Source organism: Nonomuraea sp. H19 (assembly GCF_052068215.1).
Taxonomy (GTDB): domain Bacteria; phylum Actinomycetota; class Actinomycetes; order Streptosporangiales; family Streptosporangiaceae; genus Nonomuraea.
Genome location: NZ_JBQHCV010000013.1, coordinates 57,923 through 82,896, shown reverse-complemented (window position 1 = coordinate 82,896; position 24,974 = coordinate 57,923). Strand labels below are relative to the sequence as shown.

The 24,974-nt window shown below is 69.7% G+C and carries 19 protein-coding genes; 12 read left to right on the top strand and 7 right to left on the bottom strand.

From position 1 onward, the window contains the following. Positions 1-46: 46 nt before the first annotated feature. Positions 47-769, bottom strand: a complete 723-nt coding sequence (locus ACTMTI_RS28005) for a VIT1/CCC1 transporter family protein (RefSeq protein WP_441123524.1) — start codon at positions 767-769, stop codon at positions 47-49. A 234-nt stretch (positions 770-1,003) separates the two neighbouring features. Here ACTMTI_RS28005 and ACTMTI_RS28000 point away from each other — a divergent pair, with 234 nt between their 5' ends. Next, positions 1,004-1,651: a Uma2 family endonuclease gene (locus ACTMTI_RS28000; protein WP_441123523.1), complete on the top strand. Its 648-nt coding sequence runs from the start codon at positions 1,004-1,006 to the stop codon at positions 1,649-1,651. 63 nt (positions 1,652-1,714) lie between these two features. On the opposite strand, the gene ACTMTI_RS27995 is transcribed toward ACTMTI_RS28000, so the two are convergent. Next, positions 1,715-2,380, bottom strand: a complete 666-nt coding sequence (locus tag ACTMTI_RS27995; protein WP_441123522.1) for a hypothetical protein — start codon at positions 2,378-2,380, stop codon at positions 1,715-1,717. A gap of 208 nt (positions 2,381-2,588) precedes the next feature. On the opposite strand from ACTMTI_RS27995, the gene ACTMTI_RS27990 reads away from it, so the two are divergent. From ACTMTI_RS27990 to ACTMTI_RS27980, 3 genes are all read left to right on the top strand, one after another. Next, complete coding sequence (locus tag ACTMTI_RS27990; protein WP_441123521.1) at positions 2,589-4,808, top strand: hypothetical protein; 2,220 nt, start codon at positions 2,589-2,591, stop codon at positions 4,806-4,808. 126 nt (positions 4,809-4,934) lie between these two features. Continuing rightward, positions 4,935-8,285 carry a phosphodiester glycosidase family protein gene (locus tag ACTMTI_RS27985; RefSeq protein ID WP_441123520.1) on the top strand — a complete coding sequence of 1,117 codons (3,351 nt, stop codon included), beginning with the start codon at positions 4,935-4,937 and terminating at the stop codon, positions 8,283-8,285. Between the two features lie 108 nt (positions 8,286-8,393). After that, positions 8,394-9,539, top strand: coding sequence for an amidohydrolase family protein (locus tag ACTMTI_RS27980; RefSeq protein ID WP_441123519.1), 1,146 nt, complete (start codon positions 8,394-8,396; stop codon positions 9,537-9,539). Between the two features lie 133 nt (positions 9,540-9,672). On the opposite strand, the gene tuf is transcribed toward ACTMTI_RS27980, so the two are convergent. Next, positions 9,673-10,839 carry an elongation factor Tu gene (tuf, locus tag ACTMTI_RS27975; RefSeq protein ID WP_441123518.1) on the bottom strand — a complete coding sequence of 389 codons (1,167 nt, stop codon included), beginning with the start codon at positions 10,837-10,839 and terminating at the stop codon, positions 9,673-9,675. Positions 10,840-11,227: 388 nt separating this feature from the next. On the opposite strand from tuf, the gene ACTMTI_RS27970 reads away from it, so the two are divergent. Beyond that, on the top strand, positions 11,228-11,887 hold the full coding sequence (locus ACTMTI_RS27970) for a hypothetical protein (RefSeq protein WP_441123517.1): 660 nt from the start codon (positions 11,228-11,230) through the stop codon (positions 11,885-11,887). Positions 11,888-12,759: 872 nt separating this feature from the next. Here the strand turns inward: ACTMTI_RS27970 and ACTMTI_RS27965 are convergent. Continuing rightward, positions 12,760-13,347 carry a hypothetical protein gene (locus tag ACTMTI_RS27965; RefSeq protein ID WP_441123516.1) on the bottom strand — a complete coding sequence of 196 codons (588 nt, stop codon included), beginning with the start codon at positions 13,345-13,347 and terminating at the stop codon, positions 12,760-12,762. A 544-nt stretch (positions 13,348-13,891) separates the two neighbouring features. Here ACTMTI_RS27965 and ACTMTI_RS27960 point away from each other — a divergent pair. The 3 genes from ACTMTI_RS27960 to ACTMTI_RS27950 are packed head-to-tail and all read left to right on the top strand — an operon-like array spanning position 13,892 to position 16,227. Continuing rightward, positions 13,892-14,836: an LLM class flavin-dependent oxidoreductase gene (locus ACTMTI_RS27960; protein WP_441123515.1), complete on the top strand. Its 945-nt coding sequence runs from the start codon at positions 13,892-13,894 to the stop codon at positions 14,834-14,836. Beyond that, positions 14,833-15,528, top strand: coding sequence for an alpha/beta fold hydrolase (locus ACTMTI_RS27955; RefSeq protein WP_441123514.1), 696 nt, complete (start codon positions 14,833-14,835; stop codon positions 15,526-15,528). The genes ACTMTI_RS27960 and ACTMTI_RS27955 overlap by 4 nt, the downstream gene beginning before the upstream one ends. Positions 15,529-15,537: 9 nt before the next feature. Next, on the top strand, positions 15,538-16,227 hold the full coding sequence (locus ACTMTI_RS27950; RefSeq protein ID WP_441123513.1) for a winged helix-turn-helix transcriptional regulator: 690 nt from the start codon (positions 15,538-15,540) through the stop codon (positions 16,225-16,227). Between the two features lie 379 nt (positions 16,228-16,606). Here the strand turns inward: ACTMTI_RS27950 and ACTMTI_RS27945 are convergent, their stop codons facing one another. From ACTMTI_RS27945 to ACTMTI_RS27935, 3 genes are all read right to left on the bottom strand, one after another. Further along, positions 16,607-17,119, bottom strand: a complete 513-nt coding sequence (locus tag ACTMTI_RS27945; protein WP_441123512.1) for a hypothetical protein — start codon at positions 17,117-17,119, stop codon at positions 16,607-16,609. Between the two features lie 511 nt (positions 17,120-17,630). Continuing rightward, positions 17,631-18,905 (bottom strand): MFS transporter, encoded by a 1,275-nt coding sequence (locus tag ACTMTI_RS27940; protein ID WP_441123511.1) that lies wholly within the window; start codon positions 18,903-18,905, stop codon positions 17,631-17,633. A 193-nt stretch (positions 18,906-19,098) separates the two neighbouring features. Then, entirely contained in the window at positions 19,099-20,721 is a 1,623-nt protein-coding gene (locus ACTMTI_RS27935) for an AbfB domain-containing protein (RefSeq protein ID WP_441123510.1), read from the bottom strand. Positions 20,722-21,157: 436 nt separating this feature from the next. Here ACTMTI_RS27935 and ACTMTI_RS27930 point away from each other — a divergent pair, with 436 nt between their 5' ends. Genes ACTMTI_RS27930 through ACTMTI_RS27915 form a run of 4 tightly spaced genes read left to right on the top strand, consistent with a single transcriptional unit; the run spans position 21,158 to position 24,966 of the window. After that, entirely contained in the window at positions 21,158-21,949 is a 792-nt protein-coding gene (locus ACTMTI_RS27930; RefSeq protein WP_441123509.1) for an IclR family transcriptional regulator, read from the top strand. Between the two features lie 7 nt (positions 21,950-21,956). Then, entirely contained in the window at positions 21,957-23,225 is a 1,269-nt protein-coding gene (locus ACTMTI_RS27925; RefSeq protein ID WP_441123508.1) for an ABC transporter substrate-binding protein, read from the top strand. After that, positions 23,222-24,115 carry a carbohydrate ABC transporter permease gene (locus ACTMTI_RS27920; protein WP_441123507.1) on the top strand — a complete coding sequence of 298 codons (894 nt, stop codon included), beginning with the start codon at positions 23,222-23,224 and terminating at the stop codon, positions 24,113-24,115. The genes ACTMTI_RS27925 and ACTMTI_RS27920 overlap by 4 nt, the downstream gene beginning before the upstream one ends. Beyond that, positions 24,112-24,966: a carbohydrate ABC transporter permease gene (locus ACTMTI_RS27915; RefSeq protein ID WP_441123506.1), complete on the top strand. Its 855-nt coding sequence runs from the start codon at positions 24,112-24,114 to the stop codon at positions 24,964-24,966. Before ACTMTI_RS27920 ends, ACTMTI_RS27915 begins: the two co-directional genes overlap by 4 nt. Positions 24,967-24,974 lie beyond the last annotated feature (8 nt).

Sequence of the window (24,974 nt, the reverse complement as noted above, 5' to 3'; positions counted from 1 at the left end):
GGCCCGATGATGGACCGCGCAGCACGGGACACGTGCTGGTACAGCCCTATGACACCGTGACACCGAGCAGGCTGCCGAGCCCGAACGTCACGGTGGCGGCGCCCACGCCCAGCGCGAGCTGCCGCAGGCCGCCGAGCCACCACGGCCGCGCGGTCATCACCGCCACCACCGCGCCGAACCCGAACAGCCCCAGCACGCTCAGCACCACGGCCAGCACCATCCCGGACGCCCCGAACACGAACGGCGCCAGCGGCACCAGCGCCCCGGCCGCGAACGCGCCGAACGATGCCGCGGCGGCCACGTACGGCGACGGCAGGTCGTCCGGGTCCACCCCCAGCTCCTCGCGCACATGCACCCGCAGCGCCTGCTCGGGATCGGCCGACAGGCCCTCGGCGACCCGCCGCGCCAGGTCGGCGTCCAGGCCGCGCGACCGGTAGAGCGCGGCCAGTTCCGCCTGCTCGCCCTCGGGGTTGCGGGCCAGCTCCCGGCGCTCCACCGCGATCTCCGCCCGCATCAGCTCGGTCTGGGACTTCACCGAGGTGTACTCACCGGCCGCCATCGAGAACGCCCCGGCGGCCAGCCCCGCGAACCCGGCGAGCACCGCGGCCCGCCCCGCGCCCGCCGCACCGACCACACCGGCGATCAACGCGAAGTTGGACACGAGCCCGTCCATCGCGCCGAACACCGCCGGCCGCAACCATCCGCCGGTGACATCCCGGTGGCTGTGGTGCTGCTCGGGCGAGTACGGCCGGTCGAGCTCGATGGTCATGTAATGCCTCCCGTGCGAATGCCTTGTCCAAAATGTAGGCATATGTCGTCAAGATCCGCAACGCAGGAAAGGCTAGCCTGACCAGTGAAAAGGCACCTCCGGTGACGCAGCGTGCCCGAGCCTTCACGAAAGGAGTGGGAGGCGGGTCAAGCGTGGGTAATGTCGTTGCGTCACACGGTGTGATCGCGTAAACGCGTATGGCCACGAACGGCTACGGCGTGCGAGACTCGGCTTATGGAAGGTGGCGACGACATGGGTGCTCTACCGAGCGAAGGTTGGCTGGCCGCACATCCGCCGCCCAGGCGTACCGCCCTGTTCCCTCTCGGCCGGGTCACCGGTTACACCGTCGATGACTGGCTCAAGCTGCCCGAATCCGGGGAGCGCATCGAGTTGATCGACGGGAGTTTCCTGGTGAGCCCTGTGCCAATGGGACTGCATGCGCTGTGCGCTGGGAGATTGCGGACCATTCTCGAGGCGGCGGCTGAGGCGGCTGAGTCGGAGCTCGTGGTGGTGGAGACGGTCAACGTGCGAGTGGGGGAGGACGGCCTCATCCCCGACGTGGCCATAGTGCCCCGCGACCTGGTCATGTCACGCATGGTCGTTTTCCCGGCGTCGGAGGTCCTGGCGGTGGCAGAGGTGGTCAACCCTGGATCGGGCAATCATTGGCGGGACCACGAGGTCAAGCCGGCCAAATACGCTAAGGCCGGCATCGAGGTGTTCATCAGGGTCGAGCTCGAGGGGGCCGACATTCCGTGGGTCGAGGTGCTCCAGCTCGGTCGGGATGGCTATGAGGTGGTCGCCCACGCCAAGGCGGGAGAGCTCCTGACGCTGACCGAGCCGTTTCCGACCTCATTCGATCCCGCCGGTCTGCTCGGAGCGTAGCGGCATGTGCCGCCGCAGGCGCTGCGGCGCGGGTGAAGAGCGCCGCAGCGGACGCGGGCCAGGTCAGGCGTGAACCGGGGCCGGGGTCACGGGCTCGGTGGTCTGCGGGCCGCGGATCAGGGCGGTGCAGTCCGCGATCGCCTCTTCCAGCAGCCGGCGCAGCAGCGCGTCCGGGTCCGGGATGCAGGCCTGGACAATGCCCACCACCGCCAGCTGCACCGCGTTCGGCGCCGCGTACCGGCGGAAGCCCTTCTGAGTGATCCTGGCCGCGCGGCTGAAGCGCCGGGCCTGCTCGGCGGCGTGCGGAACTTCCGCCATCGCCTGGCGGCCGGCCTCGCTGAGCCGTCCTGACGGGGCCCCGTCGAGCCGGGCCAGCATCTCCTCCGCGGCGAGCACCGACACCGCGAGCGCGAGCTGGCGCTCGGCCGCGGCCACCGGCAGCGCCGTCGTGGCGCAACGCAGCGCGATGTTCGCGTCCACGCGCAGGTCGTCGCTGGTCAGGCCGATGATGGAGGGTACGAGCCCGACGAGCTTGGCGCGGCTCTCGTCGCTGGTGTTGTCGTTGACCAGGCGGGCGAGTGCGGCCAGCAGCGGATGCGTGCAGGCCGGATGGTCGCTCCACCGCTCTCCGGCCAAGTAGGAGGCCAGTTCCATGAAACAGGCGCCGCGTTTCGGGTTGCGATGCCTGCCCCGGGACAGGACCGGCAGGTGATCAAGGTGATTGTCCACGGATGCTCCACTGCTCCACGCCATCGCCGTCTATCCAGTCTGCGCCGTCGTGAGCGTCAACGCCAGAGATGTACGGCCTTCGTCATGAACGTTCTCCGCGTCCAGGCTTTTGCTTCCCAGGATCCGGAGCCGGAAACGCGGGCGCATTCGAGGCAGGTAATGGACTCATTACTGTACGTGACGCCGCCCGGCGCAGGATGCTGGTGGCGTGGACGGATTCCTCGACGAGACCTGCGGAGGGGTGACCGAGCTTCGGGTGCACGGCGTCTCCGGCACGCCGCCCGAGGGCATGCTGAACCATCCCCACCCCCGCCGCGTCGCCGGCGACGGCACGACCGGGTTCTACCGGCGCTGGTGGGCAGGCGGGCGGCCGGAGTGCGACGACGCGGACGAGCCCGGCCACCGTCGCCGCGAGGCGTACGCGTGGGGCGGCCTCACCTCCGGCGGCAGGACGATCGCGCTGTGGCTGCTCCTGCTGCCGTTCTCGCTGGCCAATCTGTCCTACTTCATGCTGCCGAGGCCGTCCGGCGGGACCCGGTTGCGGCACGTCACGGAGGCGGCCCAGCGGCTGTTCGCCCTGCTGCTCACCGGCACGCTCGTCGGCGCCGTCACCCGGGCGAGCGTCGACCTCATCGGCTGGCAGTGCACGGCCGCGGGCCGGGCGTGCACCTACGACACGGCCCCCGACTGGGTGCGCTGGCTCGGGGTGCTGTGGGGGAGTGAGCCGTCCAAGCGGCTGGCGGTCACCGCGATCGTGCCGCTCCTGGTGGTCGTCCTGTTGTGGTGGATCGCGCGGCGCACCTGGCAGCGCGACGAGCGGACCGTCGTCCCGCCCGGCGGCGCCCCGCGTACCGGCCCGCTGCTGGCGCGGCCAAGGCTGTGGCACGGCGGTGCGCCGGTGTGGCGGCTGCGGGTGGTGCACGTCGGCTTCGCGATCGCCTCCATCGGGCTGACCGTGTCCGCGCCGTTCGCCGGCACCCCGCGGGGGCTCGCCCTGACCGTCGCCAACGCCGGCGTCGAGCTGGCCGCCGCGGTGCTGGTGGTGCTGCCGTCGATCGCCAGGCGACTGGATCCGCATTCGGGCGAGCGGGAGCCGGGGTGGCTCACGTTCGCGTGCCGGACCTTGCGGGTGGTCGCGCCGCTGGTGTTCCTGCTCACGATCGCGTCCGCGCTGGCCGGGATGGGGCCGGGCGCGACCCGGCGGCGGCTTCCGGGCGTGGGGATCGGGACGCTGCTGTTCGCGGTCACGCTCGGGCTCGGCGTGTTCATCCTGGTCGCCACCTGCGTGCTCGCCCGCATGGACCGCCCCGGCGCCGGTGAGCGGCGGGCGATGGGCGGGGTGGCGGGCTGGTTCGTGCTGATGGTCGCCGCGGGCGCGGCGAACGTGCTGGCGCTCGGTGTGCTGTTCTGGACCGCCACGTATTTCGGCGTGCCGGGCACTTCCGCCGAGCCCGAGCCGGTCGGCCGCAAGCTCTTCCTCGATGATCCCGTCTGGTGGACCGCGGCCCTGGTGCCGCTCCTGCTGGCCGGGTTCCTCGCCGTCGCGCTCGTCCTCTGCCTGATCCGCCGGGCCGAGGCCGACCGGCTCGCGCCGCGGCTGGCGGTGCACTACGGCGAGCGTCACTGCGCCGACGTGGCGGGCAAGTGGGCGCTCGCCGCGCTCACCGACCGCGCCGGGCTCGTGTTGGGGGTGCTCACCGGCATCGGCGTGGCCGGGTTCGCCGCGGTTACGGTGATCTACCAGTTCCGGCTGTTCGCCCCGGTCGGCGGGGTCGCCGGGCTGCTCGCCTCCATCGGGAGCTGGGCCCTGATCGTGGTCATCGCCGGGCTGGTGCTGCTCGGCCGCCGTACGTACACCGACTCCAGGCTGCGCAGGACGATCGGCATCCTCTGGGACGTGTCCACCTTCTGGCCGCGCGCCATCCACCCGCTCTCCCCGCCCTGCTACACCGAGCGCGTCATCCCCGAACTGGTCGCCCGCGTCGGCCGGCTGGCCAGGACCGACGGGGACCAGGTGGTGCTCTCCGGGCACAGCCAGGGGAGCGTCATCGCCGCCGCGCTGGTGCTGCAGCTCAGGCCCGAGCTGCGGCGGCGCGTCACGATGCTCACCCACGGTTCGCCGCTGCGCCGCCTGTACGCGGCTTTCTTCCCCGCCTACTTCGGCACCGCCGGGCTGGCGGCCGTACGTGACAGCGTGACCTGGTACAACCTCTACCGGCTGAGCGACCCCATCGGCGGGCCCGTGTTCGGGCGCGTCGACCCGCTCGCCGCCGGGCCCGATGGCGGCGATCCCGTGGACCGGTTCTGCTGGGACCCGCTGCGGCCCGGCCCCGGCGAGCCGCTGCCCGAGGCGCGCTGGCACTCCGACTACTGGCACGACCCGCCGTACGCAGAGGCGCTCACCCGGCTGATCATGCCACGACGCTGATCGCCTCCAGCACTGAAATTATCTTTTAGTTCACCGTCAAGTCTTGAAAGTTATATCCACGAGCGATTGAGTTCGGTCGTGCAGACCCTCAGAATGCTTGCTGCCGCTGCGCTCGTGTTATCCCCCATGACACTGACCGCCGCCCCCGCGCAGGCCGACCCCCCGCCCCCCGCGGAGGACGCCCTCGAGGCGTCCTCCTATCCGCCGCCGTCCACCCTGCTGGCCCCGGCCGCCGCCGGGCAGCCGCGGCTGGAGACGGCCAAGACGACCCGGCCCGTGGCGCCGGGGATCTCGCTCACCTCGTTCGACACCTACGACGCGCTCGGCTGGCTGCGCGCGGACGCCATCACCGCCGACCTCGGCGGTGTGCGGGCCGACTACGTCTACTCCGGCGAGGTGTCCAAGACCGAGCCCCTCTCCGGGCCCGCCAAGCGCTCCCGCGCCGTCGCGGCCGTCAACGGCGACTTCTTCGACATCAACAACTCCGGCGCCGCCCGGGGCATCGGCGTCCAGGACGGCAACCTGATCCAGTCGCCCGTCGCCGGGCACGAGAACGCGGTCGCGATCACCGGTGACGGCGTCGGCCGCGTGCTGAAGATGTACTTCGAGGGCACGGCCACCCCGGCCGGCGGCTCGCCCATCACGCTCACCCAGTTCAACCAGATCGTGCAGAGCGGCGGCGTCGGGCTGTTCACGCCGCTGTGGGGCTCCTACACCCGGGCCCGCGCCGTCGAGGGCGCCGCGTCCGTCGCCGAGGTCGTCCTGGTCAACGGGGTCGTCTCCGAGGTACGCACCTCCGCGGGCACCGGGCCCATCCCCGCCGGGACCACCATCCTGCTCGGCCGCGACGCCGGTGCCGCCGCCCTGGCCGGGTTGCAGCCGGGCGACCGCGTCGACGTGAAATACCAGCCCAAGCCGTCCGAGGGCGGCACGGTCAAAGCGGCCGTGGGCGGCAACTGGGTGCTCGTCAAGGACGGCGTCGCGCAGAACTCGGCAGACCCGGCCGCGCACCCCCGTACCGCCGTCGGGTTCTCCGCCGACGGCAGGAAGATGTACCTGCTCACCGTGGACGGCCGCCAGGCCGACAGCCGCGGCGTCACGCTCAACGAGCTGGCCGCGATGATGGCCGGCCTCGGCGCCGCGAACGCGCTCAACCTCGACGGCGGCGGCTCCTCCACCATGCTCGCCCGCGAGCCCGGCGCCGCCGGCGTGCAGGTCGAGAACAGCCCCTCAGACGGCGGCGAGCGCCACGTCCCCAACGGCCTGGCCCTCTACGCGGCCGAGGGTAGCGGCAAGCTCAAGGGCTTCTGGCTGGAGACCGCGAGCGACCCGGCCAAGGCGCCCGGCGTCGGCCCGGTCGCCGGTGGCCGCCCCGACCGCGTCTTCCCCGGCCTCACCAGGCGGCTGACCGCCGCCGGATACGACGAGACGTACGGCCCCGCCGCCGGAACCCCCTCATGGCGGGCCAACCCGGCCGTCCACGGCATCGTCCGCGACGGCCGCTTCCACGCCCTCGTACCGGGACAGACCACCATCACCGCCTCGCGCGGCGGCGCCAAGGGCACCATCGGCCTGACGGTGCTGCAGCCGTTGCAGCGGCTCGGCACCACCGCCGACCGGCTCGGCATGCCGGGTGCGGGTGGGACCGCCACGTTCGGCGTGGTCGGCTACGACCGCAACGGCAACTCCGCGCCCATCGAGCCCGCCGACCTCGCGCTCGACTACGACCGCGACCTCTTGGAGGTGACCGCGGCCGAGCACGGCTACTTCACCGTCAAGGCCAAGCAGGCCACCGGCTCCGGGCTGATCACCGCCAAGGTCGGCAAGATCAGCACCGCCGTGCCCGTGACCGTCGGGTACGAGGAGAAGCCGGTCGCCGACTTCGAGGACGCGGCCAAGTGGACGTTCGCCGCCGCCCGCGCCACCGGCTCCCTGTCGGCCGCGCCCGGGCAGAGCGGGGGCGGGCTCAAGCTGTCGTACGACTTCACGACCTCGACCGCCACCCGGGCCGCGTACGCCAGCCCGCCGCGGCAGATCGTCGTGGACGGGCAGCCGCAGGCCTTCGGGCTGTGGATCCACTCCACCGGCAAGGGCGAGTGGCCGAGCCTGGAGTTCTACGACGCGCTCGGGCAGTCGCAGATCCTGCGCGGCCCGTACATGACGTGGACCGGCTGGAAGTTCGTCGAGTTCGCCGTGCCCGCGGGTGTCAATTACCCGCTCAAGCTGCGGCGCTTCTACGTGGCCGAGACCAAGGCCGACGCGAAGTACACCAACGAGATCCTCATCGACGGGCTGGTCGCCAAGGTGCCGCCCGCGGTCTCCGCCCCGCAGGCGCAGAAGATCGCCGACCCGGTGGTCAAGCCCGAGGTGGCGCGGATGCCGTGGCGGTTCGCCGTCATGTCCGACGCGCAGTTCGTGGCCAGGGACCCCGGCAGCGACATCGTCAAGAACGCCCGCCGCACGCTGCGGGAGATCAAAGCCGCCGAGCCCGACTTCCTGCTCATCAACGGCGACCTGGTGGACGAGGCGTCGGCCGAGGACTTCGCACTGGCCAAGCGGATCCTCGACGAGGAACTCGGCGGAACGCTGAAATATCACTACATTCCCGGTAACCATGAGGTCATGGGCGGCAAGATCGACAACTTCAGGGCCGTCTTCGGTGACACGTACCGGACCTTCGACCACAAGGGGACGCGCTTCATCACCCTGGACACCTCGCGGCTGAACCTCAGGGGCGGCGGCTACGACCAGGTGGCGATGCTCCGCTCCGAACTGGACAAGGCCGCGAAGGACGCGTCGATCGGCTCGGTCACGGTCCTGTTCCACGTGCCGCCGCGCGACCCGACGCCCGGCAAGGGCAGCCAGCTCGGCGACCGCAAGGAGGCGGCGCTCGTGGAGGGCTGGCTGGCCGACTTCCAGCGCACCACCGGCAAGGGGGCCGCGTACATCGGGGCGCACGTGGGGACCTTCCACGCCGCTCACGTGGACGCGGTGCCGTACTTCATCAACGGCAACTCCGGCAAGAACCCCGCCACCGCGGCCGACGACGGCGGCTTCACCGGCTGGTCGCTGTGGGGCGTGGACCCGGTGACGCGGGCCGAGGCCGAGCACGTCAGGCGCAACTGGTTCGCCGACGCGCCGGACTGGATCGGCACGCAGGTGCGCCCGCACGTGGACGACCTCGTGCTCACCGCCCCCGCCACGGTCGCCCTGAGGACGCCCGCCCAGGTGACGGCAGTGGTCAAGCAGGGCGACCGGACCGTCCCCGCGGCCTATCCCGTCTCGGTGAGCTGGTCCGGGTCGCCCAACCTGCACGTCGGTACCCGCCAGACGGCCAAGCCGTGGCACGTCGCCGCTTTCGACCCGGCGACGGGCACCCTGACGGCGCTGCGCGAGGGGCAGGTGACGGTGGCCGTCACGGTCAGCGGCGTCATCCGCCAGGCGAGCGTGGCGCTGTCCGCCAGGGCGGCCGCCTGACCGCCCGTCCGGGGCCACGCCCGGCGTGGCCCCGGACGCCCGGCCGAGATCCACGCGAGCCGCTCGCGTATCCTGGCCAGGTGCTTCGACCTGCTGGGAGGGTCGCCGATGTCCCTTGAGATCGACCTCGTCCCGACCGGCCTGGCGCGGGCCATCGAGGAGCTGCCGCTGGTCGACCACCACGTGCACGGCGTCACGGCCCTCGACCTGTCCCGCACGGCGTTCGAGGAGCTGATCACCGAGTCCGACCGGCCGGTGCCCGAGTGGATGACCCAGTTCGACTCCCAGGTCGGGTATGCGATCCTGCGCCACTGCGCCCCCGTGCTCGGCCTCGACCCGTACTGCACGCCGGAGGCATACCTGGCCAGGCGCGCCAGGCTCGGCGTGGACGAGGTCAACCGGCGGCTGCTGACCGCCAGCGGTATCCGGCACTTCCTCCTCGAGACCGGCTACCGGGGCGAGGAGGTCCTCGGCCCGTCCGGCATGGCGGAGGCGACCGGCGTGCCCGCCGACGAGGTGGTGCGGCTGGAGGCGGTGGCCGAGCAGGTGGCCGCGAGCGGGTGTGCGGCGGCCGCGTTCGCGGTGCGGTTCGAGGAGGCGCTGTGGGAGCGCACCCGTAGCGCGCGAGGGCTCAAGAGCATCGCCGCCTACCGGTACGGCCTCGACTTCGACCCGGCGCGGCCCGCGGGCGAAGAGGTCGCGGAGGCGGCCGGACGCTGGTTCGCGGCGGGCGGCCGGCTGGAGGATCCCGTGCTGCTGCGGCACCTCATCTGGACGGGGCTGGACCGGGGGCTGCCGCTGCAGTTCCACATCGGTCTCGGCGATCCGGACCTGGACCTGCGCCGCGCGGATCCGCTGCTGCTGCGCGGGCTGATCGAGCTGGCCGAGCCGACCGGGGTGCCGCTGCTGTTGCTGCACTGCTACCCGTACCAGCGGCATGCCGGGTTCCTCGCGCAGGCGTACCCGAACGTGTACTTCGACGTCGGGCTCGGCATCACCTTCACGGGGGCGCGCAGCGTGGCGCTGGTCGCGGAGAGCCTGGAGGTGGCGCCGTTCGCGAAGCTCCTGTTCTCCTCCGACGCCTGGGGGCTGGCCGAACTGCACCACCTCGGGGCGCTGCTGTGGCGGCGGGCCATGACGGCCGTCCTGGGCGCGTTCGTGGCCGAGGGGGAGTGGTCGATCGCGCAGGCGATGCGGGTGGCGTCCCTGGTCGGGGCCGAGAACGCGCGCCGCGTCTACGGGCTGGGACCCTGACCGGATCCCACGACGAGCCGGGACCCGGCCGCGATGCGCACCGCGACGGGGACCCGGCCGCGATGCGCACCGCGACCGGGTCCCGCATTTGCCGGGTCCCGCATTTGACGGAGTGACGACACCCGCCCGGGGATCAATCGGGCACGGTGTGGACCGTGCCCGCGCCGACCGTCAGCCCGCCCTCGCGGATCGCGAAGCCGAGCCCCGGCTCGACGGCCACCGCCTTGCCCAGCTCCACCGCCACCTCGACGGTGTCGCCCGGCCGCGCCGGCCCGTCGAGGACGAGCTCGCCGGGCACATCGGTGGTCCGCAGGTAGAACTGCGGCCGGTACCCGGACGTGACCGGCTTGCGCCGCCCGCCCTCCTCCGGCGTGAGGAGGTAGACGCGGGCGGTGAACGACGTACGGGCCCGCTGGCTGCCCGGCTCGGCCAGCACCATGCCGCGCCGCACCTGCTCGCGGCGCACCCCGCGCAGGAGCACGGCCGCGTTGTCCCCGGCCTCGCCCCGCTCCATCGTCTTGCCGAACGTCTCGACCCCGGTCACGACGGCCGACAAGCCGCCGCCGTACCCGATCGCCTCCACCGTGTCGCCGACGCGGACCGTGCCACGCTCGATGGCGCCGGTGACGACCGTGCCGCGGCCGGTGACCGTCAGCACGTTCTCGACCGGCATCAGGAACGGCGCGTCGACGTACCGCACCGGCACCGGGATGTGCTCGTCCACCGCCTGGAGCAGCGCCTCCACCGACGCCGTCCAGACCGGGTCGCCCTCCAGCGCCCGCAGCCCGGACACCCGCACCATCGGGACGCCGAGGTAACCGTGCTCGGTCAGCAGGTCCTGCAGCTCCAGCTCGACCAGGTCGGTCAGCTCCGGGTCGGCGCCGTCGGCCTTGTTGACGGCCACCACCAGGTGCTCGACCCCGACCCGCTTGGCCAGCAGCACGTGCTCCCTGGTCTGCGGCATGATCCCGTCGTGCGCGGACACGACCAGGATCGCGCCGTCGAGCTGCGCCGCTCCCGTGATCATGTTCTTCACGTAGTCGGCGTGGCCCGGCATGTCCACGTGGGCGTAGTGCCTGGTGGCGGTCTCGTACTCGACGTGCGAGATGTTGATCGTGATGCCCCTGGAGGCCTCCTCCGGGGTCCGGTCGATCCGCTCGAACGGCGTGTACGTGGCCTGCCCCCGCTCCGCCAGCACCTTGGTGATCGCGGCGGTCAGCGTGGTCTTGCCGTGGTCGACGTGCCCCATCGTGCCGATGTTGAGATGCGGCTTGTTCCGTACGTAGGCCTGCTTGGCCATGGTTCCCTTCCCTACGATGCCTGGAATTTCGTGACCCGTCAGGGCCGGTCAACCTCCCCCCGCCGGGTCACCTCAGGACTTACGGGAAGAGGTCAGCGCTCCAGGCCGTCGCAGACACGCTCGAACGCGCCCGCGGTGGCGGGCGTCGCGAGGCGAGCGTGCAGGAACATGAGGAACATAGTGGGACTGTCAGCACGAGACCGCAACGCATTATTCCGTCCGTGGAGCCCTCCTCACGGGCCTGCTGGCTTCGAGTGGGCCGCGCTGAAAGCCGACTACATCCCTTCGAACCGAACCCACTCCTTGCCCAGAAGTAATTACCTCCGCGGAGGACGTGCGTGAAGCTCGCGATGGCCTTGTGCGCCGGGCGGTAGGGAGGGGGGAGACCATGACGATCCGTACTCGCCTGGTGGACGCGAAGAGCTGGGACTACCTGACCACTGTTCTACCTGATCGACGAGGCGAAGATCGTCCCCGACCCGACGTGGCCATCGAGGGTGCGTTCTCCGGCGGCCGCATGGATGGCGCCTGCGGCGTCGGGGGTCAGAGGGATCTCCGGTGCGCGCAATGTCGTGTTGATCCGTCTGCTATCTGGCTGAGTGAGCCTGTCCCCATGGCCATGGGGACCTTGAAGATCGTTTTCACTCCCGAGGATCTCGCCCGTGTTCGGATCGCCTCTCATCCTGACCTGATGTGGGAGATGGTGCTGAGCCTGCACCTCCTCCAAGCCCGAGGCGGGGGCACGGCGATGGCCGCCTGGCGCCGGCAGGTCCGCGACAACCTCGCCGAGATCGGCTTGCTCCCGCAGACGCGAAACGTGCTGATCCCCCTTGCCCCGTCGGGACCCTACTTCCCCGACTTCCTCACCCCCGAGGAAGCCCAGATGGGCCTTGACCGGGGCGTCGAAGCCCTTGCCGCGACTCCGAGACGGCGAATCCGCCACGAGCTGGATCTCCTGCAGACCTACTACGGCCTCCCACCCGGGCTGGAAGACCTCGCCCGCGGCGACCCACGCGCCCCAACCTCGTCTTCCGCGCATGCGGCGTAGCAGCGCGCAACCGCTGCACCGGTTGGGTGTAAGGACTCGTCCGGACGATCCGTGATGTCCGGTATCGAGGAAAGACGGGAATGTCATGCAACAGCGCCGTTCGGGCGTGGCCACGACCGCTCTTCTTCTCCTTCTCTGCGTTACAGCCTCCTCACGACAACCACGGCCCAAGCCAGCGAAGACTGCACGGCTGGCAAGCCGAACGTGACCGCCGGGAAGTTCTACAACGGATCACCGCAAGGCAATTAGGTCAAAGGCGACAAGGGCACCAATGACCCGGCCACCGGCACGTGGCCCTACAAGGTGGTCACACCACCGTCCGCAGTGGCCAGACGGCCCTGGGACAGGCCGGCATTGACGATGTGGACCACATCCGCCCGTACCGTGACTTCATCTTCGAGGGAGTGAAGTACGACGGCGAAAAATGGAAGAAGCTCGTCGGCGCGTGGCCGTCGACAACGACACTGGCCAGACGCTGACGTTCACTCCGGTCGACACCGTCGTTCCGGACTGGTTCTTCCGCCGCATCACAGAAGTCGACTGCCAGGGGCAGACCTTTCAGCGGTGGACCAACGACGCCGGGGCCACGGTGCCGGCCCCGGCCCGGCACAGATCGTCGAGGCGTCATCGATGCGAATGGCAACGTGACCTTCACCTGGGCGCCGGGGCATTTGCTGGGCCGCCAGTGGTCACGCACGCGATCGAGGCCGGCGCGGCGAACGTCCGAACGGCGCTATCACCGCCAACTCGGCGGCGTCTACGACGTTCCAGGTGCTGGTGGCGACCGGCGTGACCGTGCTCGGGATCAGCATGCTCAGGCCCGGGTGCCTGCGGCCGGGGTGACCGTGCACGCACACGCCGTCGCCGCCTGACTAGCCGATGCCGAGCCAGTGGCCGATGGTGCTGATGGCGCCTCCGACCCAGTGGATCGCCTCCTCGACGACGTGCACGACCTGCTCGCCGAGCCAGATGGCGTCGACCACGATCACGACGTACCAGTCGTACTCGCCTGAGGAACCGCCGGTGACGCCCCCGTGAACATCGGCGGCGAGCTTCACGCTGAGGGCCTCGGCGGCGACGCTCGCGGCGTGGTTCTTCACGAAGGCCGGGAAGTCACCGGCTGCCTTGGCCTGCACGAGATCCTGGAGGGACTTGCGCGCGGGCTCGGGGAGGTTCCAACCTTCACGGGTTCCGTAGATCAGCCGCTCGTAGGCTGCCTGGACGTGCTCCGGGTGCTCGGTGGCGATCTCGACGAGAAGGGGGACGTAGGTGTAGCGGCTCAACATCAGCCGCGACGCCTCGGCGAACGTGCCCGACAGCTCCTTCAGGAGCACCGCACGAGCCTTCTCGTCCTTCTCGCTCTCCAGCTTCGCCTTGATGTAGTCCTGGAGTTGGATGCCGGCGACCAGATCGGAGATCATTCTCTGCGCTGCGGTCATCTGCGCGGGACGAAGAGCCATCGTCTTCACCTTTCCTGATGGGTTCCACCCATCGTTCGGCGACGGCTCCCAGAACACCTGAGTAGGCCCTACTCAATCGGCGGCTGATCAGCACGGACAACGCCGGTTGACCGTGTCCGGACGCTCCAGCCCGATCATGTGCCCTGCGCGGGGCAGGACCATGAACTCTCTGGCTGGCGCGCGTCCGGGTGCGGGCGCAGGGCGCCGGGGGCGGCAGCGCGGGCGCGAACGCCGCGCCGAACGAGTGCATCGTCAGACCGAGCGGAGCAGGTGGGGGCTGTCCGGCGCGGGCGGCGAATCCCGCCTGGGGCATGGCGGGTTCGCCCGCAACCCCGAAGGACCCGGACGGAGCCGCGCGGCCGCGGCGGCGGGGCCGGAGGAACGCTGCGGCCCGGCCCCCGGTCACCTGCACCTGGGCGGTGTACAGCGCCTGTGCCATGACGAACTCCCTCTCCATTGTTCTTCCGGAAAATGAATCTTAGACTTCAAAAATAGGAAGTAAGCGCTTAAGATCAAGAGCCGGACAACGACGAGAGGGGATCTCATGGCCCCACTGAAGATCGGCTACCTGTTGCCGACGCGCGATCAGGCCGTACGCGGCGATCACGACCTGGGCCGGCTGACCGAACAGGCGCAGCGTGCCGAAGCGCTGGGTTTCGACTCCGCGTGGGCTGGGGACAGCCCCCTCACCAGGCCCCGCGCCGATCCCTTGCTCCTGCTGTCGGCCGTGGCCGTCGCCACCCGCCGGATCATGCTCGGCACCGCTGTGCTGCTGCCCGCGCTCCGTCATCCGATCTTGCTGGCGCACCAGCTCGCTACCTTGGACCGGCTCGCCGGCGGGCGGCTGATCGTCGGCATGGGCGGCGGATTTCCCAACGCCAACACCGAAGCCCAGTTCACCGCCGTCGGTGTCGCATTCGGGCGCCGCATCAGCCGCCTGGAGGAATCGATCGAGGTGATGCGGCTGCTGTGGAGCGGCCAGGAGGTTTCCTTCACCGGTCGGCACTTCGACTTCCACGGCGTGACGCTGGCTCCTGCGCCGGCCTGTCCGGCAGGCCCGCCGATATGGCTGGCGGGAGGAGGCGAAGCGGCGCTGCGGCGGGTGGCGCGCCTGGCCGACGGCTGGCTGCCCTATCCTCCTGCGGCGCGGATCTACGCACGCGAACAGGCAGCCATCCAGCAGAGCGCGACCCGGCCGGTCACCCCCGGCCTGTACGCGACACTGTGCCTGGATGAGGATCCCGAGCGGGCACGCACGCGCCTGCGCTTGAGCGTGGAGCGCTACTACAACGCACCGCTGGAGGCTGTCGAGACCATCCAGGCCATGTTCGCCGGTACGGCCCGGGCGGCCGCAGACTGGCTCAACTCCTACGCCGAGGCCGGTGCCCGCCACGTGGTGATCCGCTTGGCCGCCGACGACCACCGCACGGCTCTGGAGGAGTTCGCCGGCGATGTCCTGCCCCTACTTCACGCGGAAGGAACAGCATGACCATCTTCGTCCTCGTCCACGGCGCCTGGCACGGTCCCTGGGCCTGGGAGCGCCTCACTCCGCTCCTGCACCAGGCTGGGGTGCGCACCATGACGCCCGCCCTCACCCTGGAAGGCGACGCCGGCCTGGACACCCACGTCCATGAGGTCCTCACCGCCCTGGACGCCGCGGCAACGGTCGACGAGGACGTGGTGCTGGTCGGACACAGCTACGCGGGCCTGGTCGTCCGTCAGGCCACCGACCTGCGGCCTGACCTGGTGAACCACGTCATCCTGGTGGACGGCTGGGCCGGCGGCGACGGCGCCAGCATGTTCAGCCTGGCGCCCGACACCTTCGTCAACGCGATCCGCGCGAGCGCGGACAGCCGTCACATCCCCGCTCCGCCCCCGGCGAGCTTCGGCGTCACCGACCCCGACAACGCTCGCTGGCTCGCCTCGCGTCTGCGGCCACAGCCACTGCGCACCTTCGCCGAGGCGACCCGGCTGCGCGGAGCCGTCGACCGGATCCCCGGCACAGCCATCCACTGCCGACCGCAGAGCTATCCCTTCGACAGCTTCGCCGGGGCGATCGGGTACCGGAGCATCGCTCTGGACGGCCCCCACGACGTGATGCTCACCCACCCGCAGGCCCTGGCCCGGCTCCTCCTGGACGCTCACGCCTTCCAGTTCAATAACAAGAAGCTCAAGGATTAGAATGATGAAGTGGAACAGCGGACCTACAACCAATACTGCGCCACCGCACGCACCCTCGACCTCGTCGGCGAGCGGTGGACGCTGCTGCTGATCCGCGAGTTGCTGACCGGCCCCAAACGCTTCAGCGACCTGCAGCACAGCCTGCGCGGCCTGGGCACCGGCCTGCTGGCCGCACGGATGAAGCACCTGGAACGCGAAGGACTGGTGGCCAAGGTCACCCTCCCGCCGCCCGCCCGCACCCCCGCCTACGCCCTCACCCCGGCGGGCGAGGACCTCGAGCCGGTGGTGCTGGCCCTGGCCCGGTGGGGGCTGACATGGGCGATGGACGAACCCCGCGAGCAGGAGACCTTCCACCCCGGCTGGGCCGTGCTCGGCCTGAAAGCGTGCTTCGATGCCGAGGCCGCCGCCGGCCTGCGGGCACTGTACGAGTTCCGCGTGGAGGAGGAAGTCTTCCACGCCCGCATCGACGACGGCACGATCGAAACCGTGCACGGCCCGGCCCAACGCCCCGACGTGATCATCACGACCAGCAGGGAAGCCTTTCGCGACCTTGCCGCGAGCAGATCGACCCTCGCCGCAGCCCTCAGCAGCGGCGCCGCCTCCGCCTCCGGCGACCAACAGGCCCTGCGCCGCCTACACCACCTGTTCCGGCTGCCACTTCCGCAAACCCGGGCAGCGGCTCCAGACCACGCGTCGTGATACGACAACGCGCGATTCTGGACGGATCGCCCGCAGGTCATCGTGGGCAGGCGCTCACAAGCGCTCCTTCGGGCCATATCCCGGACGGCATCCCTTCGCCCGGGAAACCAGCCGCATAGCGCGATGCCATGCGCCGCAACCGCTGCACCAGCGTGGCGTGTGCCCACTACGGCAGGCTGCGCCGCTGCCGGCTTCAGCGGCTGTCGCTGGTTTGCAGATGGTAGGTTTCGGGCTCAGCGACCCGACCGGCAGTCAGGATGAGGTGGCTTCGGCGGTCGACGGTGAAGAACCCGAAGGGGACGAGTGAAGTCGACGTCGAGTCGCTTGGCACGATAAGGGAGTCGAGGTGCCACTCCGCTCACGGCGACAGCGCCGGCAGTCACTGCGGCGGTTTCGAAGCCGTTGGCCTGGAAGGTGGCGATGGCGTTCTGCCGGGCGTGGGTGATGGCGAGCGGCTCGGCGCTGATGCTGGGGAAGTGCCCGCGCTGGTGTCGGTCGCCGTGGCCAGGCCGAACACGTCGGGCAGGTCCAACAGGTCTTGGGCGAAGGTGACGGTGAAGCGTGGCACCGTGAGATTCAGCCGGTCACCCGGCTCGTGGTCGCGGACGAAGCGAACGGTGATTCCGGGGCCCGGGTTTCCTGCAGGGAGGGCATCCGCCCGCACGGTGTGGTGGCGCCCGGCGAGGACGTCAATGCCTGTGGTGAGAACCTCGCCGGCTTTCTCAGAGTCGTCGCCGAGGACGAGGTGGACGTCGATTCCACCCGTGCCCATGACCCGAAGCGCGGTCAGGGGGCCGATCGGGGTGTCAGCGACCTGGACTCGGTCGAGCACGCGGGTGCGGCGGCGCAGCACGGCGATCTCGTGTCCGGCCCACGGTCCGGTGGCGAACAAGCCGGCACCTTCGGTGAATGGGCGCAGCCAGGTGGTGCGGTAGCGGCGTCCATCCCGATGGCCTCCTGCAGTTCGGCCCGTCCCTGCCCGGCGGCAGCCGACGCCAGATACGCCAGCAGCGGCCAGGCGCCCGCTCCTGCCATCACGACCGATTCCCCTGCGCATGTTGCCGCCCACCGGGTGGTCAGCGCGTTCACCGCGGCCACCGTGCTCTGCGGTGATCTACTGTCCAGTGCCATGCCATCCCGCCGTGAGAGCCGAGCAGAATGCAAGATCGTCTCAGCTGGCTGGAGGGGGTGGCAACAAGTCGGCCGGGCCCTCATGCTCGACCTTGGAGACGGCGACAGCGACGGGTACGGCGCCGCCGCCCCTGCAGGTTCTCACCGGTCGGCGGCTGCCGGCCCACCATGAATCGCTCGGCGGATGTGTCCCGAGCCCGTTCGACGATCCCCGCCCGCGCACCGTCCTGTGCCGGCCGGTGCGCAGCGGCGGTCCCGCCTGGACCGGGGCGTCAAGCCGGGGAGGCCGGGCTGGCGGGGACGGGTGTCGTGGACTGGCCGGCGCCGAAGGGGATGCCGCGGGCCTCGTGGCCCACCGCGGTGAGGGCCGCGACCAGGATGAGCAGCGGGGCCACCGTGACCGCCAGGGCGAACGGGTAGCCGTGGGAGTGGGCCAGCGTCTGCTGGATGGGCAGGTTGAAGGCCGCCAGCAGGTTGCCGAGCTGGTAGGTGACGCCGGGGAAGAAGCCGCGGATCTCGTCGGGGCTCAGTTCGGTCAGGTGTGCGGGGATGACGCCCCAGGCGCCCTGGACGATGAACTGCATGAGGAACGCGCCGAGGGCGAGGGTGGCCAGGCTGGGCGCGAAGGCGAACAGCGGGACGATGGGCAGGCCGACGACGACGGCGGCGATGATGGTGCGCCGGCGGCCGAACCGCTCCGACAGCCCGCCGAGGAGGGTGCCGCCGAGGATGGCGCCGATGTTGTAGATGACGGCGACGACGATGGCTTCGGTCCCGGTGAAGCCCTTGCCGTCCTTGAGGAAGGTCGGGTAGATGTCCTGGGTGCCGTGACTCATCCAGTTGAACGCGGTCATGAGCAGGACGAGGTAGAGGAAGCGCCGCAGCACCGGGGGATTGAGGAAGACAGAGCGCAGGGTGGTGCGGGTGTGGGCGAGGCGTTCGTGGGTCCGCTCCCAGGCTTCGCTCTCGTGAACGCGGGAGCGGATGAAGAGCGACACCAGGGCGGGCAGCAGGCTGAAGGCGAACATGCCGCGCCAGCCCCAGATGGGGTTGATGACCAGGTAGACGAGGGCGGCGAGCAGGTAGCCGACGGCATAGCCCTGCTGGAGGACGCCGGAGAAGAAGCCGCGCTTGCCGACGGGCATCTTCTCCATCGCCAGGGCCGCGCCTAGTCCCCACTCGCCGCCCATGCCGATGCCGTACAGCAGCCGCAGGACCAGCAGGACGGCGTAGTTGGGGGCGAAGGCGCAGGCGAAGCCGACCACGGAGTAGAAGGCGACGTCGACCATGAGCGGCCGTCTGCGTCCGGAGACGTCGGCCCAGCGGCCGAACAGGAACGCACCGAGCGGGCGCATCACGAGCGTCGCGGTGGTGAGGAACGCCATCTGGGTCAGGGATACGCCGAACTCCTTGCCGATCTCGGCATAGACGAGGACGACGATGAAGTAGTCGAAGGCGTCCATCGTCCAGCCGAGGAAGGCGGCGAGGAAGGCGTTACGTTGATCGCGGGTGAGCCCGCGGGCCTGTTCGACGAGGGCCAGTGCCATTGAGGGGGACCTCCTTCAGCCCGGCGTCGGGAGTGCCGTGCCGGTGGCCATCGTGCACCGGGGCTGATGAGAGGACGGTGAGAGCGTCAGGTGGCGCGCCACCGCGGCGGCAGCGTGATGTCAGCCGCGGTATGGCACCGGTGCGTCACGCGGATGGGTGGCAGCGCCCCGCCACGCCGGGGCGCTGCCACGATCAGGTGCTGACGGGCTTGAAGGTGCTGTCGGCGCGGAAGGCGGCGGTGTCCTGGGCCTTGTCCAGCCACAGCTGGTGTTGGCGGTGGCGGATGAATCGGCCGGGGTAGTTCAGCGACTCCAGCCGTACCGTCCCGCTCGCCGCGCCGGCCCGGGCGTGGAACGTCGCGTCCCGCTCGAACAGCGTGGTGCCGTTGTCGGCGTCGAACCTCAGGCGGTAGTCCTGGTGCCGCAGGTAGCGGCCGTCCGTATCCATGAACGAATAGCCCTTGGCGTCAGCCAGGCCGGGCACGATCCGCAGCGGCGCCGCCTCACCGAGGACGCCGAGAGCGCCCGAGCCGGCGACCCCTTCCGCAGGGAAGTTGACCGACTGGAGCACGCGTGTGACCCCGGTCGGCAGCGGGCCGCCGGCGCCCCCGGAGCCGGCGGACGCGCGGGTGAACAAGAGTGTGCCGAACCCCAACTGGTCGAAGCCCCCGCTGTTCGGCCCGTAGTTGCCGCCGCCGCCCTCGGCCCGCACCCGCTCGGCATACGCCTTCGTGTACGGCACCGCCAGCCCCCGCCGGTTGGCGTAGTGGTTGTAGAGGAGCTCCCACACCGGCCGGTCCTGGCCGCGTGCGATGTTCGACACGACGGTCTGCTCCCGGGGGGCGCAATTCGTGCCGGTGCCCCACTTGTACGTGGTGAAGGGCACGTCCTGGCCCAGGTTGTACTTGGCGATGTACTCGGCCGCCTTCATGATCCGGTTGTCGGCGTAGCCGTACAGGTCCAGGCCCTGGTTCCAGGCCATCTCGGCGATCGTGCCGAGCAGGCCGACACCCATCATGGTGTGCCCCTGGTCGCGCCCGCTCTCCTGGAACTGGCCCAGCCCGCCCGGGTGGAGGAACGGGACGGCGTTCATGATGGAGCCGTTGCCCTTGCCGTTCTTGAAGTAGTCGACGGCCCGGTCGAACTTGGCCTGATCGTCGCAGAAGAGGCCGATCGCCATGATCGCGGCCATGTTGCACAGGTCCCAGTTGGCCCAGTAGTTGGTGATGCAGGCGCCGTTGTGCCGTACCAGGAAGTCGTCGCTCAGCGGGTAGAAGACGGTCAGCAGCATCTTCTGGAACCGCTCGACGTTGAAACCCGAATAGCCGCGCATGAGCTCGGCGGCGTTGGCGAACTGGTAGCCGTAGATGCCGGCCGCCAGGAACCGGTCGGCGTTCCCGGTGATCGTCTTCAGCGTGCCCGACCAGGCGTTCAGGATGTCGCGGGCGGCGTCGCCGTGCGCCTTCTCCCCGGAGATCTTCCAGCGCAGCGCGTTCTGGTAGGCGGCGTGGATGTCGTTGTAGAGCTGGGGGTAGTTCTGTCCCTCCCCGCCGCGGATCACGGTCGCCAGCGGGCGCGCCTTCCACGTGCTCGCCGAGCGCCCGTTGGCGACCAGCTTCTCCCACCCCGCCTTGTACGGCTGCGCCCCCGCCCGCACCCCGGCCGCGATCCGGTCGAAGTCGGCCTGGGTGTGCAGCAGCCCCGGGTGCTTGAACGCCGCCGACGCCGAAGCCCACGCCGCGGACGGCAGCGCGGGCAGCGCGGCGGCGCCCGCTGCCGCCTTCAGCAGGCTCCGCCGGCTGGTCTGGAGAACCATGTGAGTCCTTTCCTGAGGCAACCTCTCGCCCCTAGGAGACGGACCGCGGGAACCCGCATAACACTTTTCGCGATTTCGTTCCGGGACGGCATTTGTGTCGAGGGCGCAGACTATCGCCACCTGTGTCGTCACGTGGTCGCCTCGGCGGCGATGCGCCTGCGGGCCTTGGCCCCGGGCGGGCGTCCGAGATCGTGGAGGAGAGCGACACCCGCTGAGTACACCTCTGCGGCGGCTCGGCGGTGAAGACGCGCTCCATGCACACGAGCGATGCCCCACGCGAGGACGGTGGCCAGATCCGTCAACGCTTCTCTGGACCGGAGCGATGGGGTGGACTATATCCCTGCGTTACCAGCTATTGACACTTCGCGGCGATATCAGTAGCTTCCATCCCAGTTATCGGCTTCACATCCCATTCATCGGGCCGTGAGAGGGTGTTATGGCGGAGCTTGACCGTCTGGCTGGGACTCTGGAGCGCGGTTTCGCGATTCTGGAGTTGCTCGCCTCGGAGCGGTCGATCACAGCGGTGCAGATCGCGGAGCGGCTGAGTCTGTCGCGAAGCGCCACCTACCGGATCTTGGGGGTGCTGCGCCAGCGGGGCTACGTGGACTGGGACGGGACCGAACAGGTGAGGCTCGGTCAGCGTGCCGTCACCCTCGGCATGGCGGCCCTGAGCAACTTCGACCCCTACCTCGCCGCCCAGGCGCACCTGCGGGACCTGTCGCGGGAGCTGTCGGAGGCCGCTCTGATGGCGGTGCGCGATGGCGAGCAGATGGTGTACGTCGCCCACGAGGACGTCACCGACCACTCCATCGCGGTCCGCCGGCTGCTCGGCGTTCGCCGCCCGATGCACAGCACGTCACTCGGCAAGGCGTATCTCGCGGCTCTGCCGATCGACGAGGTCGACGCCCTCATCGACCGGCTCGACCTGACCCCGCAGACGCCGACCACGGTCACCGACCCTGGGCGGCTGCGTGCCGAGCTCGATGAGACCCGCGCCCGCGGATACTCGATCGACAACAGCGAGAACGAGCCGGACGTGATGTGCTTCGGCGCCGCGATCCGCGACGAACGTGGCATGCCCATCTGCGCGATCAGTGTGGCGGGCCCGCGTGAGCGGATGCTCGGAAAGAAAGACGTGGTCCCTCATCGAGTGTCCGAAGTGGCACTCGCGATCTCCCGCCGGCTCGGGTTCGTCGGGCCTGTCAACTTCGTGAACCTGGGAAGGTAGCCCAAAGATGCGACGGATCCTGGCCTCTTGCATCGCCATAGTGACGCTCGCCGGCTGCGCGCCGGGCACGACGAGCGGAGGCGCGAGCGAACAGGTCGATGACAAGGCGCTGACGTACCTCTACTTCACCGACGGCCCTGATGAGCAGGCGACGCGTACTCTGATCGCCGACTACGAGAAGAAGTCCGGCGTGAAGGTCGACCTTCAGATCGTTCCCTTCGACAACCTGGAGCAGCGACTCCAGGCCCGGTTGTCCGGCGGGAACGCGCCGGATGTGGCGCGGCTGACGGACATCTCACCCTTCCGCAGCGATCTGCTCGACCTGAACAAGTTCCAGAAGGCGGCCCTGGACGACCAGTTCATCGACGGCGCGGACGCCTACACCCACGGACCGGGCGGCGAGCTGCTGGCGGTGCCGAGCGACCTGACGATGAACGGCCCGCTGGTCAACGTGGACCAGTTCAAGAAGGCCGGGGTGTCGCTGCCGGATGTCACCAAGCCCTGGAAATGGGATGAGATGGTGGCAGCCGCCGAGAAGGTGCAGAAGGCCAACAAGACCCAGTACGCGATCGCGATGGACGTCTCGGGGCACCGGTTCTCCACCATGCTGAGCCAGTTCGGCACCACGTTCTTCAGCGCGGACGGCACCGCGGTGGGGCTGGACACGCAGAAGGCCACTGCGGCGGTGAAGCGTTTCGCCGAGCTCAACGCCTCCGGTGTGATGCCCGCTGACCTGTGGCTGCAGGCCGGATCCAAGTACAAGGCCGCGAACGAGATCTTCCTGGCCCAGCAGACCCCGGTGTACCTCACCGGGAACTGGCAGGTCAGCGCATTCGCCAAGGACGCGAAGTTCACCTGGGCCGCCGCGCCGAACCCGTGCCAGGAGACATGTGGCGGGTTCCCCGGCGGGAAGTTCATGGTGTCGTTCAAGCAGAGCAAGCGCCAGCAGGCCGCGGCCGACTTCATCGCCTACATGAACTCCAAGGAGTCGCAGGAACGCCTGGCCAAGGAGGCGAACTTCCTGCCGACCAGGAAGGATCTCATCTCCTCCGGCGTCGACTACCCCCAGCGTGACGCCGACATGAAGGTGTTCCTCGCCGACGTGAGCCAGACCTCGCCGCAGGCCTTCGCCACCGCCTACAGCCCGGCCTTCGCCGCCACGGCGAAGGCCGCCGTCGGAGAGCTGGGCAAGGTCCTCGCCAAGAGCGAGTCGCCGGAGCAGGCCGTCGAAGCGATCAAGGCCGCGGCGGAGAAGGCGCTCAAGGACACCAAGTGAGCTCCACCCCTACCCGCGCCAAGCCGTGGAACCAGCGGCTCGCGCCGTACCTGTTCGTCCTGCCCAACATGCTGATCTTCGGGTTGTTCGTCGTGTACCCGGCGATCAACAACTTCAACATCAGCCTCTACGACAGCCGCAACGGCCGCGATTTCACCTACGTGGGCGGCGCGAACTACCAGGAGCTGTTCAGCTCGGAGGCGTTCTGGGACGCCGCGCGCGCCACCGCGGTGTTCGCCGCGTGCTTCGTGGTGCTCACGACGGTCCTGTCGGTGGCGCTGGCCCTGCTGCTCAACCGGCGCATCAAGGGCCGGGCGGTCTTCCGCACGGTGTTCTTCCTGCCGGTCGTCCTCTCGCCGGTCGTGGTGGGCCTGATCTGGAGCTGGATCTTCGACCGGGGCAACGGACTGCTCAACACCGTCCTCGGGCGGATCGGGCTGGGGCAACCGGGCTGGCTGATCGACGGCGGCCTGGCGATGATCGTCGTGATCTTCGTGGGACTGTGGATGCACATCGGCTTCTACATCCTCATCATCCTGGCCGGACTGCAGGGGATCGATCCGACGTACTACGAGGCCGCGAGGATGGACGGCGCCACGAACTGGCAGCAACTGAGGAGCATCACGCTGCCGCTGCTGCGGCCGACCACGATGGTGGTGGTGATCCTCAGCCTCATCGCCGGTTTCCAGGCGTTCGACTACATCTGGACGCTCACCGGCGGCGGGCCCATCGGCGCGACCACGCTGATGGTCCAGTACATCTATGAGAACGCCTTCCAGTCCCCGATCCGATACGGCCTGGCCGCGGCCGCGTCCGTGGTGCTGTTCGTCACGGTGTTCGCGCTGACCCTGCTCAACTTCCTGTACGGCAGGCGGAAGGAGGCGACGTGAGACGGCGTCAGTGGACCTCGACCGGCGGTGGCCGGGTCCCGTCCGTGGGACATGTCCTTGCCTATGCGGTCCTCATCGGGCTGACCATCCTGGTCCTCGCCCCCGTGGTCTGGGCGATCCTCTCGTCCTTCAAGACACAGAGCGAACTGGCGCAGCGCCCGCCTGCACTGCTGCCGTCATCGCTGGCGCCGACCAACTACACCGAGGCGCTCAGCTCCTTCGACTTCGGCCTCTACCTGCAGAACAGCGTGATCGTGACCGTCGGCGCGACGCTGCTGACCGTGGTCGTCAACACGATGTGCGCCTACGGACTGGCGAAGTACAACTTCCGCGGCCGTGACGTGCTGTTCCTCATTGTGCTCGGCACCATCATGATCCCGCTGCAGCTCATCTTCATCCCCGTCTACCAGATGGCCGCACAGCTGGGACTGGTGAACTCCCTGTGGGGGTTGATCATTCCGCCCGCGGCCACACCGACCGGCGTGTTCCTGCTGCGCCAGTACATGCTGGGCATCCCCGACGACCTCATCGAGGCGGCCCGCATCGACGGCGCGGGCGAGTTCCGGATCTTCGCCCGGATCGTGGTGCCCCTCTGCGGCGCGGCCCTCGCGGTGGTCACGATCTTCTCGGTGATGTGGCGGTGGAACGACTTCCTGTGGCCGCTGATCATCAGCCAGGACCAGGCGAAGTACACGCTGCCGGTGGCCTTGGCCCAGTTCAACAGCCAGCTGTCAGTGCCGTTCAACTACATCCTGGCGATGTCGGTCGTCAGCATGCTCCCGGTCGTGGTGATCTTCCTGATTCTCCAGCGCCACATCGTCCGCGGCATCGCCAACACCGGATTCAAGTAGAGAGTCGA

Coding starts and splice junctions, on each gene's coding strand:
- ACTMTI_RS27955 (WP_441123514.1), top strand. CDS start 14,833: ATGACCATCTTCGTCCTCGTCCACGGCGCCTGGCACGGTCCCTGGGCC.
- ACTMTI_RS28005 (WP_441123524.1), bottom strand. CDS start 769: ATGACCATCGAGCTCGACCGGCCGTACTCGCCCGAGCAGCACCACAGC.
- ACTMTI_RS28000 (WP_441123523.1), top strand. CDS start 1,004: ATGGAAGGTGGCGACGACATGGGTGCTCTACCGAGCGAAGGTTGGCTG.
- tuf (WP_441123518.1), bottom strand. CDS start 10,839: ATGGCCAAGCAGGCCTACGTACGGAACAAGCCGCATCTCAACATCGGC.
- ACTMTI_RS27985 (WP_441123520.1), top strand. CDS start 4,935: ATGACACTGACCGCCGCCCCCGCGCAGGCCGACCCCCCGCCCCCCGCG.
- ACTMTI_RS27960 (WP_441123515.1), top strand. CDS start 13,892: ATGGCCCCACTGAAGATCGGCTACCTGTTGCCGACGCGCGATCAGGCC.
- ACTMTI_RS27925 (WP_441123508.1), top strand. CDS start 21,957: ATGCGACGGATCCTGGCCTCTTGCATCGCCATAGTGACGCTCGCCGGC.
- ACTMTI_RS27965 (WP_441123516.1), bottom strand. CDS start 13,347: ATGGCTCTTCGTCCCGCGCAGATGACCGCAGCGCAGAGAATGATCTCC.
- ACTMTI_RS27935 (WP_441123510.1), bottom strand. CDS start 20,721: ATGGTTCTCCAGACCAGCCGGCGGAGCCTGCTGAAGGCGGCAGCGGGC.
- ACTMTI_RS27980 (WP_441123519.1), top strand. CDS start 8,394: ATGTCCCTTGAGATCGACCTCGTCCCGACCGGCCTGGCGCGGGCCATC.
- ACTMTI_RS27930 (WP_441123509.1), top strand. CDS start 21,158: ATGGCGGAGCTTGACCGTCTGGCTGGGACTCTGGAGCGCGGTTTCGCG.
- ACTMTI_RS27970 (WP_441123517.1), top strand. CDS start 11,228: ATGACGATCCGTACTCGCCTGGTGGACGCGAAGAGCTGGGACTACCTG.
- ACTMTI_RS27940 (WP_441123511.1), bottom strand. CDS start 18,905: ATGGCACTGGCCCTCGTCGAACAGGCCCGCGGGCTCACCCGCGATCAA.